This is a genomic window from Aeromonas sp. 601027 (assembly GCF_049174455.1).
Classification (GTDB): Bacteria; Pseudomonadota; Gammaproteobacteria; order Enterobacterales; family Aeromonadaceae; genus Aeromonas; species Aeromonas veronii_A.
The window spans coordinates 341,655-358,430 of record NZ_JAAKTN010000001.1 but is presented as its reverse complement, the minus strand read 5'-3'; the positions used below and the strand labels follow the sequence as shown (position 1 = coordinate 358,430).

Here is a 16,776-nt window from a genome sequence, read left to right as displayed (position 1 = left end):
AACACTATTCGGGGGCCGCGCCTTGGCGCGGTTTCCTGATCTATCAAGTAGTTTTGGAATAGGTCATGAGCGATAACAACAAGAAAAGCATTGCAGTGCTGGGCGCTGGCCCCGCCGGTTTGATGGCGGCCTGGCGCCTGCGCTGCGCCGGTTTTGCAGTCACCCTGTTCGAGCAGGAGCCGGTGGTCGGCGGCATGTGCGCCACCCAGACCTTCAAGGGGCGCGACGGCGAGTATCGCTTCGACTACGGCGGGCACCGCTTTATCACCAAGAACCCCGAGCTGCTCGCCTTTATCGACGAGCTGATGGGGGACGACCTGCTCCACGCCGAGCGCAAGAGCGTTATCCGCTTTGGCGGGCGCACCTATGACTACCCATTGAACCTGCCCAACCTGCTCAAGACGGCGCCGCTCGCCCTGATGGCCGGGGCGGTAAAAGACTTGCTGCTGTTGCCCTTTAGCAAGAAGCCGGATGATTTTGCCAAGGCGAGCTTTGCCGAGTGGATCCAGAGTCACTTCGGCCGCACCCTCTATCGCCAGTTCTTCGAGGGCTACACCGGCAAGCTGTGGGGTATCAACCCGGACAAGCTCTCCGCCGACTGGGCCGGTCAGCGCATCAGCCTCATCGATTTGAAAGACGTGGCGCGCCGCCTGCTGCCAAGACGCAACGGCAGTATCTCGGTGCGCACCTATGCCCGCAAATACCGCTACCCCAAATATGGCTTCGGCCAGATCTTCACCACTCTGGGGGAGCGGCTGGTGGCAGAGGGCGTTGAGCTCAAAACCGGCGCAACCATCACCCGCCTTGAGCAGGCTGATGACCGCATCGAGCGGGTGTATTGGAAACAAGATGACATTGAGCAGAGCGAGCGCTTTGATCAGGTGATCTCCACCCTGCCGCTGCCGCTCACCTGCCAGCATCTGGGCTTACCGTGCGATCTGCACTACCGGTCGCTTCGCTTCGTCAATATGCCGTTGAAACAGGAGAACCTGTCGGACAACACCTGGCAGTACCTCTCCGACCCCCATATTCTGGCCACCCGCCTGCAGGAGCCGCGCCGCCGCAGCCCCTTTATGGCGCCCCAGGGCCAGACCTCGGTGATGCTGGAGATCCCCTGCAATCCGGGGGATGCCACCTGGCAGGCGCCGCTCTCTGATCTGCGCGGTCGGGTTACCGCTGATCTCGCGAGCCTCGGCGTCGATACCGCCAAGCTTGGCGATGAAACTTTTGAAGCGCGTAGCGAATACGCCTATCCGCTGATGGATCTCGGCTATCAGGCGCGCCGCAACGAAGCCATCAAGGCGCTGATGCCCATCACAAACCTCATCATGACCGGCCGTCAGGGGACATTCCGCTACATCTTCACCGACACCGCCATGGAGATGGGTATGATGGCCGCCGACATGGTGATCGACGGGGTGGACAGACGTCACGCCATCTTTAACCATCGCAACGAAAATACCGTGATCGAAACCCAGAGCGTGGCCTGAGTGCCGCGCCATTGGCATAAGTAAGGAGAACAGGATGACCATCCGCCCGGGTTTACTCGCCCTCACCCTGCTGCTGACACTCAGCGGGCAGGCGCAGGCTTACTCCTACGCCGCCGCCGGCAAGGAGCCACTGATCGACGCCCGCGAAGCGCTGCTGGGCGCCGCCACTGACGGCAAGGATGCCAGCGCTACCTTGAGCGAGATTGCCGAGGAGCTGACCTATCTGGAACAGCACCACAAGGTGGAATTGCAAGCACCGCTGGCCGCCGCCATCAAGGCCAAAGACGCCGCGGCTACCGCGGCCCTGCTCAACCGGGCCTACAAGGCGGAGATCGAGCGCCGCCTCGAAGGGGCCAGCCAGAATCTTGGCGACTACCAGACCGCCAAGGTGCTGGTGGTCAAGAGCAAGCGCTTCCTCGATCTGATCCTCCCCTCCCTTAGCGAGGGGGATCGCAAGGCGGCCGAACAGGCGTTGGCCAAGGTGCTGGATGCCATCGGCAACCCGGGGGTATTCGGGGTGGGCGCCAAGCCCGCCGACGCCGCCGCCTTTGCCGCAGCGGAAAAAGCGCTGATGGCCGTGCTGGCGCCGCTTTGATGGCCTCTCATCGATGATGACAGCCCCCCTCATCCCCAACCCTTCTCCCGCAAGGGGAGAAGGGGGGCGTCACCACGGCCGATTACGCTTCGCTAATCGACCCTACTTGCTGATCCTGCTGCAACTGGCCTGGCTCGGCTGGCTGCTAGCCTTCCCTGTGGCGCTCGATTCCGATGATGCCCTCAATTTCGCCCACGGGGTGACGCGCTTTAGCGTACTGGAATTCTCCCCCCACTTTCCGGGCTACCCCGCCTTTATCTGGCTGGCGCGGCTGATCAATCTGCTGGTGGACGATCCGGCCCGTGCGGTGCAGTGGGCAAGCCTGCTCGGTAGCAGTTTGCTGGCGCCGCTCGCCGCCTTGCTGGCGGTAAGGCTGTGGCAACGGCCAAACCTTTTGGCACCCGTCTGGCTACTGGTGCTGGCACTGCCGCTCACCCCGACGCTGGCGCTCTCCGGCCTTTCGGACGGGCCAGCGCTCGCCGCCTGGCTCGGGTCGCTGCTGGCCTTGCAGCAGCGCAGAATTGCGCTGGCGGGTCTGCTGCTGGGCCTTATGCTGGCACTGCGCCCCTCCTATTTTGTGCTGGCGCTGCTGCCGCTGTGGCTCGGGCTGGCGCAGCAGGGCACGCGCGTCAGGTTTGTGCTCCCCATCGCACTGGTTGGACTTATCAGCCTGCTGTTTGTCTGGCAGGCCGATGGCTGGGCCTACTTCAGCGAAGGGCGGCGCTTTACCGATGGCCACTTTACCCTGTGGGGCAACACGGCGGCGGCCCATGGCGATCGGCTGCTGAGCTGGGCGCGCACCTTCAACGATCAGCTCACCCCGCTTTGGCCCTTGGCTGTTGGGGCGCTGCTGGTACTGCCGCTTTGGCAAAGATCAAAAAACCACACTGCCGCCCTCTCGCCGCTCTGGACGATCTACTGGCTCGCCCTGCTGCTCTGGACCCTGTTTGGCCAGAACCCTGACAATCCCCGCCATCTGGCCCCCGTCACCCTGCTCGGTATCGTGCTGCTGGCAGGTTGGCTGCCGCGCCGTGGCGAGGGGGTGGTCGCGGTGGCCGGATTGCTGCTGCTCGGCGTAACCTTTACCCTGCCCCGTCCACCCGCCATGGTGCAGGCAGCAAGGCTCGCAGAAAAAGCGTGTCCGGCATTGGTGACCCAGTGGGGAGTGCGGCTGCTGCGGGAGACCACAGCCTTGGCCGTCACCGATGGCTGGTACAAGGGGGATGCGGCGCTGGCACTCTCTCAGGGAGCCTGCCGCCTCAGTCGCCGCCCCATCGCCGCGAACGAAATGCCCAGCGCGGTGCGCCAGCACTGGTTTGCCCCACGCTTTGCCGCCGAGCCCGGACTCTGGCTCGCCATTCCCTCGCTGCAGACACCCCATAGGAAAAGTGACAAGAGACATATAAAGAGCACAAAAATCCACCAAGGCAACTAAAAAAGAGGGGAACAACTCGGGTACACTCACAGCGAATCCATAACAGACGAGTCTCCTTATGCGTGTAACCAGAGAGTGGCTGTGGGTTTTGTCGGTGCTGACCGGGGCCTGTGCCCTCCTGTTGCTACCATTCTGGCTGCGCGGCGGCAGTCAGGGCCATGATCTGTTTCACCACCTGCTCTCCGGTCACTTCTTTGCCGTGCAACTGTGGCAAGGTGAACTCTATCCGCGCTGGTTGATGGAGATGAACGGCGCCTTCGGCAGCCCGGTCTTTTTCTTCTATCCCCCCCTGCCCTACTATGTGAGCGCACTGTTCGCCGGCCCCACCCCACTGGCCCACGAGGCGATGACGCCGCTGCTCTGGAGCAGCAGCGTGGCACTCTGGCTCTCCGGCCTGTTTGCCTATCTCTGGTTGCGCCCCTTTGCCGGCCACGGACGGGCGCTGGCCGCCAGTCTGCTCTATATGGCGCTGCCCTATCATCTGGCCATCGATATCTACGCCCGCTTTGCCCTGGCGGAGAGCTGGGCCTTCGTCTGGGCGCCGCTGGCACTACTGGCGCAGGATCGCCTCTGCCGCGGCGCCCCCTTTGCACTACTGCTGCTCGCACTGGCCGTCTCCATGCTGACGCTTTCCCATCTACCAAGCACCCTGCTCATTCTGGGCTTGCTCACCCTGCGCAGCCTGCTGCTGGTCTGGCGCTACAAGGGGAGCACAGCGCTTGTCAGTGTCCCTGTCACCGCCTCCCCGCTTATCGGCACCCTGCTGGGCCAGCTCTGGGGGTTGGCGATGGCCAGCCTGTTGCTGCTGCCCGCTCTGCTGGATCAGGGGGGGATCTCCATGGAGCAGATGCGCACCGGCATGTTCGAGTTTCAGCGCAACTTTCTCGATCGTTTGCCCCAAAGCCGTGATGACTGGCGCTTTCGCGGCCATCTCGCCTGGCTGACGCTGCTCACCCTGGCTCTGCTGCTGGTAGCTTGGGCGGCCGCCCGCGAGCCGCGCCATCCCGAGTTGCTGCTCTGGGGGGGCATTGGCACCCTGAGCTTTCTGATGATGCTGCCACCAAGCGAGCCCCTGTGGCGCCTGCTCACTCCGTTGCAACTGGTGCAATTTCCCTGGCGCCTCAATCTGCTGCTGGTCATCGCTACCGTCGCCGTAGTGGCGCTGGGTACCCCCACCTATCGCCCGTGGCAGTGGGTCTGGTGGCTACTACTTGCCCTCACCCTGCTCTCGCAGGGACTCTATGTACGCGAGGCGCCGCTCACCCAGGCTCCCGTAAAGAGTCAGCTCGACGGGGAGTTCGACAGCAAGCGCAGCGCCCGCGAATACCGACCAAAGCAGGTGCCACGCGGCATGTTTGCCCCCACCCTGCTGGCCTGGAAAGAGGAATTCCAGCCCGCCATCACCAGCGACCATCAGGGGGTGAACTGGCAGATCCAGCGCTGGCAGCCTCGTCATATCGAATTGACGGTGGATGCCCCGGCACCCGCCAAGCTGGTCCTGCACCAGTTTGATTACCCGGGCTGGCAGGCAAGGCTCGACCAGCGCCTGCCGCTGAACGTCAGCAGCACCCGCAACGGGTTGGTGCAGGTCTGGGTGCCCGCCGGACAACACAGCCTCACCTTCACCCTCACCGCCCGCTGGCCGGAGCGGCTCGGTTACGCCATCTCGTTGCTGGCCTGGCTGCTCTGGCTGGGGGGAGTGATCCGCGCAGCGCGCCGACATGACCGCAAGCGTGATCCCCAAGGTGCCTGAGCGATCGGACCCCCCCCCCCCTTTTGAGGGGGTAGGAACGTCATGCCGAGCGGGGGCAAACCTGATAGACTCGCCCTTCTCCCTTTTTCAACCAAGGTTCACCAGCGGATACCCTATGCCCCACGCACAGTCCCCCCAGGCCACCATGCTCTCTCCCCGTTTCCTGTTTATCCTGCTCGGCGCTCTGGCGGGTCTGACCCCGCTGGCGGTGGATATGTATCTGCCCGCCATTCCGGCCATCGCTCGGGATCTAGCCACCAGCATCGACGGTGCCCAGCTCACCATCAGCGCCTTTCTGGGCGGTTTTGCCATCGGCCAACTCTTCTACGGCCCGCTGGCCGACAGCTATGGCCGCAAGCCGGTGATCTTGGCGGGGCTGGTGATGTTTGCCATCGCCTCGGTGGGCTGCGCCATGGCGGACTCCCTGCCCGAATTGCTGGCCTATCGGATGTTGCAGGCAGCGGGCGGTGCGGCGGGCTCGGTGGTGGTCAATGCCCTGCTGCGCGATCTGTTCGAGAAGGATGCGTTTTCTCGCGCCATGTCGTTCGTCATTCTGGTGATGACCTTGGCGCCGCTGGTAGCCCCTGTGGTGGGCGGCTATATCAGCGCCCACGCCGATTGGCGGGTGATCTTCTGGCTGCTGGTGGGGATCAGCCTGCTGATCTGTCTGGTGATGCAGTGGAAAATTCAGGAGACCCTGAAACCCGAGCACCGTCAGCCCCTTAATCTGGGCCAGATCCTCAAGAACTACTGGGGGGTACTCTCCCATCGCGGCGCCATGGGCTACGTGCTGTGCGGCTCCCTCTCCAGCTCCGGCATGTTCGCCTTCCTGAGTGGCTCCCCTTATGTCTATATCGAGTATTTCAAGGTGCCGACCGAGCACTACGGCTGGCTGTTTGGTCTCAATATTTTGCTGATGATGGTGGTCACTTTCGTCAATAGCCGACTGGTAAAAGGGGTGGGTGCCGAGCGGATGCTGCAATACGGCCTGCTGGTGCTGCCCTGCGCTGGCGCCCTGCTGATCTACAACGCCTGGAGCCAGACCGGCGGTCTGTGGGGCATCGTCATTCCGGTGGTACTCTTTATCGGCCATATCAGTCTGGTGGGGGCCAACGCCATGACCGGTCTGATGGGCCACTTCCCGCAATCTGCGGGTACCGCCTCGGCACTGGCGGGTACCCTGCGCTTTGGCATCGGCGCCCTGGTCGGGATTCTGGTCAACCTCAATCCGCCCCAATCGCCGCTGCCCATGGCCATCGCCATCACATGCTGTGGCGTGGGTTCCACCCTGAGTTACTGGCTGCTGGCGGGCAAGCGGGGCGATTGACCCCCCCTATCCCCCTCGGCCAGGAAAACGAAAGAGGCTTCCATCAACGGAAGCCTCTTTTCGTACTTGCGGGCAGACGTTCAGAACTGGGCACTGTTGAGCCAGAGGTGCGCCCCTATGCTCACCAGATAGCCGAGCAAGATAGCCGGCGACCATTTCAGGTGGCCAAAGAAGGTATACATGCCATGGGCCTGCCCCATCAGGGCAACACCGGCGGCAGAGCCGATGGAGAGCAGGCTGCCGCCCACTCCGGCGGTCAGGGTCACCAGCAGCCACTGCCCCAGCGCCATATCCGGGTTCATCGACAGCACGGCAAACATCACGGGAATGTTGTCGATGACAGAGGACAAGACCCCGATGAAGACGTTGGCCATGGTGGGATCCCCAGCGTCATACAACCAGTGTGACACCAGCTCCAGATAGCCCATAAAGCCCAGCCCACCGACACACATCACCACCCCGTAGAAGAAGAGCAGGGTATCCCACTCCGCCTTGGCCACCTTGTTGAACACGTCAAATGGCACCACAGAACCCAGACTGCGCAACCGCACCTCATCACCATTGCGTTCATAGAGCGCCCGTTTGCGTGCCAGCGAGCGCGGTAACGACTTGCGCAGATAAAACCCGAAAAACTGCAGATAACCGAGCCCCAGCATCATGCCCAGTACGGGTGGCAGATGGAGGAAACTGTGGCATAGCACCGCCGTGATGATGGTCAGCAAGAACAGCGCGACGATGCGGCGGGCCCCCCGCTTGAGATCGACCACCTCGTTATCAGCCTCCGGCACATGACGCGGCACCATCTGGCTCATCAGGATGGCTGGCACCAGAAAATTGAGCAGAGAGGGAATAAGCAGGGTGAAGAACTGGCCAAATTGCACCTTGCCCGCCTGCCACACCATCAGGGTGGTGATATCGCCAAAGGGACTGAACGCCCCTCCGGCGTTGGCGGCGATCACTATGTTGATGCAGGCAAGATTGACAAAACGCCGATCACCGTTGGCCACCTTCAACACCACGGCGCACATCAAGAGCGCAGTGGTCAGGTTGTCTGCCACCGGCGAAATACAAAAAGCAAGCCCGCCGGTCAACCAGAACAGGGTGCGCAAGTGAAAGCCGGATCGCACCAGCCAGGCGCGCAGGGCATCGAACAGCCGCCGATCCTCCATGGCGTTGATATAGGTCATCGCCACCAGCAGGAACAGCATCAACTCGGCATATTCCAGCAAGGTATGGCGGAAGGCCTGCTCGGCGACAGGGCTCATCCCTTGCTGTGCATAGGCGATACCAATCAGGATCCAGATCACCCCGGCGGCCACCAGCACGGGTTTGGACTTGCGCAGTTGCAGATACTCTTCAGCCATCACCAGGGCGTAGGCCAACACAAACAATCCGACACAAAAAAGACCGATTGAGGAGGATGTCAACAGAACAGGGCCACTACTGGCATGGGCGGGAAGGATAAACAGGGACAGCAGCAAAATAACTGGGGTAAGCGCAGACATGGTCTCTTCCTTTTAGAACCATCTGGCAATGATGCTAACACCTGGATGAAAAGAAAAATTCATCCAGGTCAATTAACGCTTAATTGGTTTGCTGTCGAAACGCGGGATTATTTCTTGCCGAAACCCGACTGCTTGAGGGTATAGCCTGCGCTGTTCTGCCAGGCATCCAGACCGCTGCGGTTATTGCCCGCCACCAGACTGGCGGCCAGACTCGGGCTGTTGAACAGCTGATCGGCGGTAAAGACAAAGCCGCCCTGACTGCGGGGCACTATGACCCCCTTTTCCAGCAGCTCGTGACGCAGCTCGATCACCGCTTCACGCAAAGAGGCGGCATCCTCGCCATTGGCGGTGGAACCGGCCAGCACCATAAAGCCCGGATTTTGCCGCTTGCCCACCGGATAACCGTGGGCCTCGGCCCCCTTGCCGTTGAAGTGGTAGAGCTCGCGCTCCCCCGGCCGGTTGTCGGAGAGTGCCTTTTGCAGGGTCATCAGCTCGTTGTAGATCTCGATGGGGACGACGGCAGCCTGCTTGTTGCCCTTGCTATCGATGATAAAACTGACTTGCTTGTGTAACATCCTTGCTCATCCTGTGACCCATGGAAGCCCCTATTCTAACCACCTCGGGCAAGCGGGATCCAGCGAGGATCCACTGCTCTTTTGCCGCCTTGATCACTAACTGGCACTCTTGATCAACCGTAAGGGGTGTTGATCAATGCTGGCCGTGCTAGCGTACCAAGCATGATGAAAGCCATTGACCATCAAACGGTTATCCCATGCTGACCCTGCGCAACCTCTGCAAGAGCTTCGATAACGGCAGTGAACGACTGCCGCTGTTCCACCATCTCGATCTCGCCCTCCCCGCTGGCGAGATCACCCTGCTGCTGGGCCAAAGCGGCTGCGGCAAGTCCACCCTGCTCAATCTGATCGCCGGCCTGATTGCACCGGACGAAGGGGAAATCTGGCTGGGGGAGACCCGGATCGACACCCGCTCCCCCGACGAGCGGGCGCGCCTGCGGGGCCGCCATTTCGGCATCGTCTATCAGGATTTCAACCTGCTGCCGACCCTCAACGTGGCCGAGAATCTGGCCCTGCCGCTGGCCATCAACGCTCTGCCACCGGATGAGGCCAGGATTGACCAGTTGCTGCAACGGCTCGATATGAGCCACAAGCGCCATGCCTGGCCGGAGCAACTCTCCGGCGGTCAGCGACAGCGGGTGGCGCTGGCCCGCGCCCTTATCCATCAGCCCGGTTGGCTGCTCGCCGACGAGCCCACCGGCAGCCTCGATGAGCACAATGCCGAACAGGTGATGGCGTTGATGGTGGCGGCGATACGCGATACCGGTGCTGGCTTGCTGCTGGTGAGCCACAACCCGGCCTATGCCGCCCTGGCCGACAGGGTGCTGCGCCTCGAAGGGGGGCAACTTATCGAGCTCAAGGGGCCCCGCCATGACTAAACAGCGACTGCGCCTGCCGGAGTCACGCTGATGCTGCCACTCAAAGCGCTGCTGCGCCTCTATCGCAGCCACCCCTGGTTGCTGCTGATGAGTCTGGCCGGGCTGGTATTGGGGGTGTCGCTGGTGGTGGCCATCGAGCTGCTCAATCACAGTGCCCGCACCAATTTTGTCGCTGCCCGCAGCCAGCTGGCGGGGGAAGCCAACTACCGGCTGGCCCCTGCTGGCGGGCTGGATGAGCAGCTTTATGTGCAGCTGGTGACCAGCCAGCCCGCCCTCGATGCCATGCCCCAGCTCCATGGCTGGCTCAAGGATGAAGAGGGGCGCAGCTTTCAACTGCTGGGAATGGATCTCTTCAACCCCGGCCCGCTGCGCCAGCTGTTTGGCGCCACTCGGGAGAGCGAGCCCGCGTTCTCCTTAAACCGCGCCGACAGCATCTGGCTGGCTACCCCCGAGGCAGAGCGCCTTGGCTGGCAAGCGGGCCAGAGCCGACGCTTTGTGCTGGGCGGCAGCGATGGCGCCAGCGCCCGCCCCCTGACCCTGACGCTGGCAGGCACCTTTGAACCGGGCGCCGTGCCCATGGAGCGGCTGCTGATAACCGATATCGGCCTCGCCCAGCCGCTGCTGGGCAAAGCGGGTCGGCTCGATCGCATCGTTTTCAAGCTAAGCGACGCCGAGGCTCGCACCCTGCAGGCCACCCTGCAGACCCGTTACCCCAACCAGCCCTTGTGGCTTGAGCCCATCAGCCCGGCGCTCGATGCCAGCCAGCTTGGCGATGCACTGGCCCTCAATCTGACGGCGCTCTCATTGCTCGCCATGGCGGTGGGATTGTTTCTGGTGTTCAACGCCCAGCGATTTGTCCAGAGCGTACGCCGCCCCCAGCTGGCCCAGTTGATCATACTGGGGATGGGGCCGAGTCGGGTGCTGCGCTGGCTCATTCTGGAGCTACTTATTCTCGCCACCATCGGCACCCTGCTCGGGGTGCTGCTCGGCAGCCTGTTGGCGCTCGCCTTGATGGGGCAACTGACCCAGGCGCTGGCCGATCTCTATGGGCCCAACCCCATCGACCTGTTGCGCCTCTCCCCTGTGAGCCTGCTCAAGGCACTGTTGATCGGGCTGCTCGGCACACTGGCCGCCAACCTGCCCGGCTGGTGGCAACTGCTGCGCCAATCCCCCCTCGAACTGCGGGCGGGAAGCAGCCGCCCCCCCGATCACCCGTGGCGACGGCGCGTGCTGGCCATCGCCATCCTGCTGCTGTGCGCCCTCTGCCTGTGGCTGCCACAAACAGGTCTGAGTGGCGCCCTCTTTATCGCCGGCGGCTGGCTGCTGGCCATGGCACTCTGGCTGCCCGATGCCCTGCGCGGCCTGCTTGGCTGGTTGCGACGGCGTGCGGGCGGCCCCCTCACCGCACGGCTCGGGGTGGCCGAGACCCTCTATCACCTCGATCGCACCGCCATCGCGGTGATGGCGTTGCAGCTGGCCATCGCGGCGGCCATCGGCATCGGGGTCATGGTGTCGAGCTTTCGCTCCAGCGTGGAGATCTGGCTCGGCCAGCGTCTGGCCGCCGATCTCTATGTCACCGCCCCCAAGGGGGTGGCGGGCAACAAGGGCACCTTGAGCGACGCCACCCTTAAGACTCTGCTCGCCAATCCGCTGGTGAGCGCGGCCTCGCGCCGCTCGGTTCACCCCGCCCGCTGGCAGGGGCAGCCCATCGAGTGGGCGCAGATGGACTTTATCCCCCAGCTTAAAGCGGCCTATCCGCTGCTGGCCGGACGCTGGCCGACCCGCCCTGACGAGGTACTGGCGAGCGAACCGCTGACGGTGCGCCTCGGGGTCAAGGTAGGCCAGACATTGGCGATCAGCGGCGAGCAGGGGCCACGGCAGTTCACCGTCACCGGCGTCTATCAGGATTACGGCAGCGACAAGGGACAGATCCTGCACGCCTTCGAGGCGGGAGCGGTGCAATCCCTCGCCCTCTTTAGCAACGACCCCGAACAGCTGGCCGACCGCCTGCGCGAGCGCTTTGGCGAGCAGCTCAATCTGCTCTCCGCCCCCGCCATTCACAGCGCGGCGCTCAAGGTGTTTGACCAGACCTTTGTGGTGACCGAGCTATTGAAACTGCTGATCCTCGGCATCGCCTTTGTCGGGATCGACTCGGCCTTTATGGTGCTGGGTCTGGCACGCCGTGGCGAGCTGCAGACCTTGCAGAGTCTGGGTTTGAGCCCCCGCCACTGCCGCCAGCTGCTGGTGTGGCAAGGAGCGGGATTGGGGCTGCTCACCGCCCTGCTGGCCATGCCGGTGGGGTATGGCCTCGCCTGGGTGCTGATCGAGGTGGTCAACCCACGCGCCTTTGGCTGGCGCCTCGCCTTCGAGGCCGCCCCTCTTCATGCGGTCACCGCCCTGTTGCTGGCACCGGTGTGTGGGGCACTGGCCTCCTGGTATGCGGCAAGGAGAGTGGTATGAAACAGATCAAAGGGTGGCCGCTGGCGCTGGGTATGCTCTGGACGCTCTATAGCGGGGCTATCGCTGCCAGCGATCTGGGCGCCCTGCTCGGCGGTGGCAGCGACAGCTTTAAAAAGGTGCTGCCGGGGCAAACCATCCAATTGCCGGAGGATCACGCGGCCCACCCCGATTACCGCTCAGAGTGGTGGTATCTCACCGGCAACCTCAAGGATGAGCAGGGGCGCGAATATGGCATGCAGTGGACCCTGTTTCGCCAAGGGATCGAACAAGCACTCCGCACCAGCAACCCCTGGCTCACCCCCCAGCTCTGGCTGGCCCAGTTTGCCATCACGGATCTCGACCGTGGCAGCCACCAGCAAGATGAACGGGCCAGTCGGCAGGGGCCGGGGCTGGCGGGGGCCAGCGGCGGCCAATATTGGCTCAGGGAGTGGCGGCTTGCCTCGCAAGGGGCGGCGCTCTTCCCCGCCACCCTCAAGGTGCAGAGCAAGATTGGCGAGCTGAACCTCACCGTCACTGCCGCCAAGCCGCTGGTGCTGCAAGGCAAGGCCGGTTACAGCGAGAAGAGCCCGGGCAACGCCTCCTTTTACTACTCCTACCCGCGCCTGCATTTAAGCGGCACGCTGATCCGCGATGGCGAAACCCGCACCGTCAGCGGACAAGGGTGGTTTGATCACGAGTGGAGCAGCTCGGTATTGGCCGAATGGCAATCGGGCTGGGACTGGTTTTCGCTCCAGTTGAACGATGGCCGCGAGCTGATGCTGTTTCGCCTGCGCACCAAGGCGGGCCGCGCTAATCCCGAAAACCAGCCAGAAAACCGCTACGGTATTTTGATTGAGCGGGACGGCAGCAGCCGGGTGCTCGCCCCCGACGCGCTTCGCCTCACCCCGGGCAACACCTGGCGCGGCCCCAAGGGGCAGTCCTACCCCGTCGAGTGGCAGCTAAACGCCGCCGGTATGAGCCTCACCATCAAAGCCCGTCAGCCCAATCAGGCCATGACAGGTCGCTTTGACTACTGGGAGGGAGCTGTCTCTGTCTCGGGAGATGCTCAAGGTGTCGGCTATCTGGAGATGACGGGCTATTGATCCAGGAGCGTGGCTGTTGATTGCAACGGCCATAAGCCGCCGTCAATGCCCTGCCAGACGGATTTGATGATGCACGCAGCCACCATGACGCCGGGGCTCTCGCCCCTCACTGCGGCACACAGGGCGCGCCGAACCTAGGTCCGGCGATTTTAAAGGGGGGCATGATAAAGAATTCGGGGCGCAGTTCTCCCCTTTTGTTGCCGCAAAGGACTGTTTCGACATGTAGCAAAACGAGTTGGAGAGAAAGAGAGCAAGATTCGGGTCGTCCCGGCGAGGAGTGGTTGCCATAGTGGGGACCAAACCCAAGTCGGTTGGAACCTCCAACCCACAGCCAACCCTGTGTACCACTGATTTGGCGCACAACACACTCAGCGAGGGAACTGCCATGTCATTACTGTCCAACAAGGTCGCCATCATCACCGGCGCCAGCTCCGGCATCGGTCGCGCCAGCGCCATCCTGTTTGCCCGCGAAGGAGCCAGAGTCGTCGTCGGCGCCCGCCGCCAGCCCGAACTGGATCTGCTGGTGGAGGAGATCCGCCACAAGGGGGGCCAGGCGGTGAGTCTGGCGGGAGATGTGAAAAGCGAGAGTTACGCCCGCGACCTTGTTGATCTCGCGCTAACCCGTTTCGGCGGGCTCGATATCGCCTTCAACAACGCAGGTACCACTGGCACGCCGGGCAGCGTAGAGCAGCTTGAGCTGACGCAGTGGCAAGAAACGCTGGATACCAACCTCACCAGCGCCTATGTGGGAGCCAAGTACCAGATCCCCGCCATGCTGGCGCGTGGCGGCGGCTCGCTTATTTTTACCTCTACCTTCGTCGGCCATACCCTGGGGCTGCCCGGCATGGCGGCCTATGCCGCGAGCAAGGCAGGCCTCATTGGCCTGACCCGGGTGCTGGCCGCCGAGTATGGGGCACAAGGGGTGCGGGTCAACGCCCTGCTGCCGGGGGGTACCGACACACCCATGGGGCGGACTTTTGCCAATACGCCAGAGAGCCTCGCCTTTGTGCAGAATATGCATGCCCTCAAACGGCTGGCCCAACCGGAGGAGATCGCCCGCTCGGCCCTTTATCTCGCGTCCGATGCATCCAGCTTTACCACCGGCATTGCCCTGCTGGCCGATGGTGGGGTATCAATTTGTCGTACATGACCTTGTCGCCCCCAAGATCCTGCGACCGAAACCTTATCGTGAGAGCGCCTTATGTCTGATTACGCCCGCATCGCCGATGCCATCCGTTTTATCGCAAGTCAGGTGGAGCGCCAGCCCACTCTGGACGAGATAGCGGCGCACGTGCACTTAAGTCCCTTTCACTTCCAGCGGCTGTTCAGCCGCTGGGCCGGGGTGACGCCCAAACGCTATCTGCAGGTGCTGACCCTGGAGCGGGCCAAGGCACTGCTGCAGGAGTCGCGCCCGCTGCTGGAGGTGGCCGATACCCTGGGCCTTAGCAGCGGCTCGCGGCTCTATGATCACTTCGTGCAACTCGAAGCGGTGACGCCGGGCGAGTACAAGCAGCGCGGGGCCGGGCTGGTTATCGATCACGGGGTGCACGACACCCCCTTTGGTCAGGCATTCGTCGCCCTGACCCCGCGGGGGGTGTGCAACTTCTCGTTTCTCGATGACAAGGCCCCAGAGGCGCCGCTGGCCACCCTCGCCCGCAGCTGGCCTGAGGCAAGGCTGCAAGAAGCCCCATCACGCACCCAAGGGGTCATCAACACCATGTTCGATGGCAGCAAGGCACCGGATCGCCCCATATCCTTGTACGTGAGCGGCACCAACTTTCAGATCAGCGTCTGGCGGGCGCTGCTGCATATCCCGCCCGCCAAGGTGGTGAGCTACGCCCAGGTGGCGAGCGCCATCGGCAATCCCAAGGCCGCCCGCGCCGTGGGTCTGGCGGTGGGCGCCAACCCCGTCGCCTTGATGATCCCCTGCCACAGAGTCATCCAGCAAAACGGCAGACTCGGCGGCTATCACTGGGGCGAGACCCGCAAACAGGCGATACACGCCTGGGAAGCGGCGAGGTATGAGTGAAGGTGGCCTTTTTCTGTCCGGCCTAATGAGGAAAACAGGCATCTTGGTAGTGAGTCAGCAGACAATCAGGCCGCGCCGAACGAGCATTCACGGTCTAAAGCGAGGGCATTAGCAGAGTAGGGGCGCAGATCGCCCCTTTTGTTGCTTTGGCGAGGCTCAGCACTCAGCCGCCCCACCTCAGCGAATTGACGAAACAGGTAGGGTGCAATAAGCGCAGCGCATTGCACCGCTTGCCGAGCGGCTTTTGTGCAAAACAGCAGAAACCAAATTAGCGGTGCAATTTCATTGCACCCTACGGCACTTGTCTTCAAAGTCGTAAATAGAACTCCCGATACAAATAAAACTATCTTTATAATCAGTTAAATATGCTATTTGGTCTTCGATATACTCTTTTGTTAAATACAGGCAAGATAGTATTTCTTCATAGGCAAGACGCTTAGTATCCCAAACTTGCTGCTTTACCCAGTATTTTTCATCAAACTGCCTTTTTATGCTTTCCACCGCTTCCGTATTCTTTTTTAGCTGTTCAATAGCTTTCAAAAAGTCATTGCTATGCGCAAGATTTTTTAACCGTGTTTGTAGATAAATACCGATAGGAACAACAATTAACGTTGTAATCAAAGTCGGCAAATATGGCAAAAATTCTTTCGAATTTACTCCTAGATTTAACTTATTCGCAAAAGCACGTAACTCCAAGCTTCTGACGACCGTAGGAAGTGAATTTAATGGCATTGTTACATGAACAATGACAGCCATTCCAAAATCTTACCTAGATCAATCCACACCGGTGACTTAATTAAGCCAGACTGAAAGGCAGCAAAAAATGCTAATATAGCCGTAAGTCTAAGCATCCAAGAGTTTGCGGACTTGGCAGATTTCGCCCTTGCAGTCTCAATTTGATATTGCTCTAAAGTGGCTATAGCTTTACCTGTGATTATAAACTCGAAGCTACTACCATTATTTTTCAACTCTCCTGATGCTACGAATGATGATAAATACAGATCCATTTTTTTACGCAATTCTGTTTTCTGTGGATGCAAATACCACCTAATTGAATATATGTAACTCATTAGGTCAAGCGACGAAAATGATTTGTGAGGCTCTTCTGATTGCCTGGAAACTATACTTTCTAGAATCTTCATTCTCTTTGGTAGTTGTAAGTTTCTCTTGTTGAAAAAATATTGTGGGACAGAATGTTTTGCTAAAATATATATTGACTGTAGCTTATATAACCCAGTCCATTCATGAAGGATATAATCTAGCACGCCGTTATATGTATGTGTCACCAGCCCATGATAATGATCAACTCGTAAACTCAAGCCAGAATAAAGCGAAAAAGGAATTACAGCCTCTGTACAGAATCCCCCACCTTCAAAATGATTGCCATTTAACCCATTTTCTTCAATAGAGTTAACGAGCATGATTGGGACATCGCCATTATAAATACTTATGGAATAGCAGTTAACCTGCTTTCCTAACTCTCCACTTCGAGGAATTTGAATAGGGCATGGCTGATTTAACAACTTGCTCAAAATATATTTAGTGATTTTATTCATGCCACCTCAAAAAAATAATTTTAAATCATTGCATTACTATTACTGGGATCTGAAAGTGTTTGCTTGATTTCTCCCCTACGCAATATATCTG

The 16,776-nt window shown here is 60.7% G+C and carries 14 protein-coding genes; 10 read left to right on the top strand and 4 right to left on the bottom strand.

Going from position 1 to position 16,776, the window contains the following annotated elements; translation table 11 throughout:
• Positions 1-65: 65 nt before the first annotated feature.
• The 5 genes from G5193_RS01545 to G5193_RS01525 all read left to right on the top strand — a co-directional run bounded on the left by G5193_RS01545 (position 66) and on the right by G5193_RS01525 (position 6,600).
• Entirely contained in the window at positions 66-1,490 is a 1,425-nt protein-coding gene (locus tag G5193_RS01545; protein ID WP_270656758.1) for an NAD(P)/FAD-dependent oxidoreductase, read from the top strand.
• A gap of 34 nt (positions 1,491-1,524) precedes the next feature.
• Positions 1,525-2,085: a hypothetical protein gene (locus G5193_RS01540; protein WP_421204777.1), complete on the top strand. Its 561-nt coding sequence runs from the start codon at positions 1,525-1,527 to the stop codon at positions 2,083-2,085.
• Positions 2,086-2,098: 13 nt separating this feature from the next.
• Positions 2,099-3,520 (top strand): hypothetical protein, encoded by a 1,422-nt coding sequence (locus tag G5193_RS01535; protein ID WP_421204776.1) that lies wholly within the window; start codon positions 2,099-2,101, stop codon positions 3,518-3,520.
• Between the two features lie 58 nt (positions 3,521-3,578).
• Complete coding sequence (locus G5193_RS01530) at positions 3,579-5,273, top strand: hypothetical protein (RefSeq protein ID WP_421204775.1); 1,695 nt, start codon at positions 3,579-3,581, stop codon at positions 5,271-5,273.
• Positions 5,274-5,388: 115 nt separating this feature from the next.
• A complete protein-coding gene (locus G5193_RS01525; protein ID WP_421204774.1) occupies positions 5,389-6,600 on the top strand; it encodes a Bcr/CflA family multidrug efflux MFS transporter in 1,212 nt (403 codons plus the stop codon).
• 80 nt (positions 6,601-6,680) lie between these two features.
• On the opposite strand, the gene nhaD is transcribed toward G5193_RS01525, so the two are convergent.
• Together nhaD and G5193_RS01515 are read right to left on the bottom strand one after the other, a co-directional pair.
• Positions 6,681-8,105 carry a sodium:proton antiporter NhaD gene (gene nhaD, locus G5193_RS01520; RefSeq protein WP_421204773.1) on the bottom strand — a complete coding sequence of 475 codons (1,425 nt, stop codon included), beginning with the start codon at positions 8,103-8,105 and terminating at the stop codon, positions 6,681-6,683.
• Between the two features lie 107 nt (positions 8,106-8,212).
• On the bottom strand, positions 8,213-8,680 hold the full coding sequence (locus G5193_RS01515; RefSeq protein WP_005333716.1) for a DUF4357 domain-containing protein: 468 nt from the start codon (positions 8,678-8,680) through the stop codon (positions 8,213-8,215).
• Positions 8,681-8,877: 197 nt separating this feature from the next.
• On the opposite strand from G5193_RS01515, the gene G5193_RS01510 reads away from it, so the two are divergent.
• The 5 genes from G5193_RS01510 (at position 8,878) to G5193_RS01490 (ending at position 15,129) form a co-directional block, all read left to right on the top strand.
• The gene (locus tag G5193_RS01510; RefSeq protein ID WP_421204772.1) at positions 8,878-9,558 is read left to right on the top strand and encodes an ABC transporter ATP-binding protein; all 681 of its coding nucleotides are present in this window, start codon (positions 8,878-8,880) and stop codon (positions 9,556-9,558) included.
• A 30-nt stretch (positions 9,559-9,588) separates the two neighbouring features.
• Entirely contained in the window at positions 9,589-12,018 is a 2,430-nt protein-coding gene (locus G5193_RS01505; RefSeq protein ID WP_421204771.1) for an FtsX-like permease family protein, read from the top strand.
• Positions 12,015-13,100, top strand: coding sequence for a lipocalin-like domain-containing protein (locus G5193_RS01500; protein WP_421204770.1), 1,086 nt, complete (start codon positions 12,015-12,017; stop codon positions 13,098-13,100). The genes G5193_RS01505 and G5193_RS01500 overlap by 4 nt, the downstream gene beginning before the upstream one ends.
• 385 nt (positions 13,101-13,485) lie before the next feature.
• On the top strand, positions 13,486-14,250 hold the full coding sequence (locus G5193_RS01495) for an SDR family oxidoreductase (protein WP_421204769.1): 765 nt from the start codon (positions 13,486-13,488) through the stop codon (positions 14,248-14,250).
• 51 nt (positions 14,251-14,301) lie between these two features.
• A complete protein-coding gene (locus G5193_RS01490; protein ID WP_216978599.1) occupies positions 14,302-15,129 on the top strand; it encodes a bifunctional transcriptional activator/DNA repair enzyme AdaA in 828 nt (275 codons plus the stop codon).
• A gap of 282 nt (positions 15,130-15,411) precedes the next feature.
• Here the strand turns inward: G5193_RS01490 and G5193_RS01485 are convergent, their stop codons facing one another.
• A complete protein-coding gene (locus G5193_RS01485; RefSeq protein WP_216978598.1) occupies positions 15,412-15,885 on the bottom strand; it encodes a hypothetical protein in 474 nt (157 codons plus the stop codon).
• Positions 15,864-16,685: a hypothetical protein gene (locus tag G5193_RS01480; RefSeq protein ID WP_216978597.1), complete on the bottom strand. Its 822-nt coding sequence runs from the start codon at positions 16,683-16,685 to the stop codon at positions 15,864-15,866. The genes G5193_RS01485 and G5193_RS01480 overlap by 22 nt, the downstream gene beginning before the upstream one ends.
• Positions 16,686-16,776: the final 91 nt, after the last annotated feature.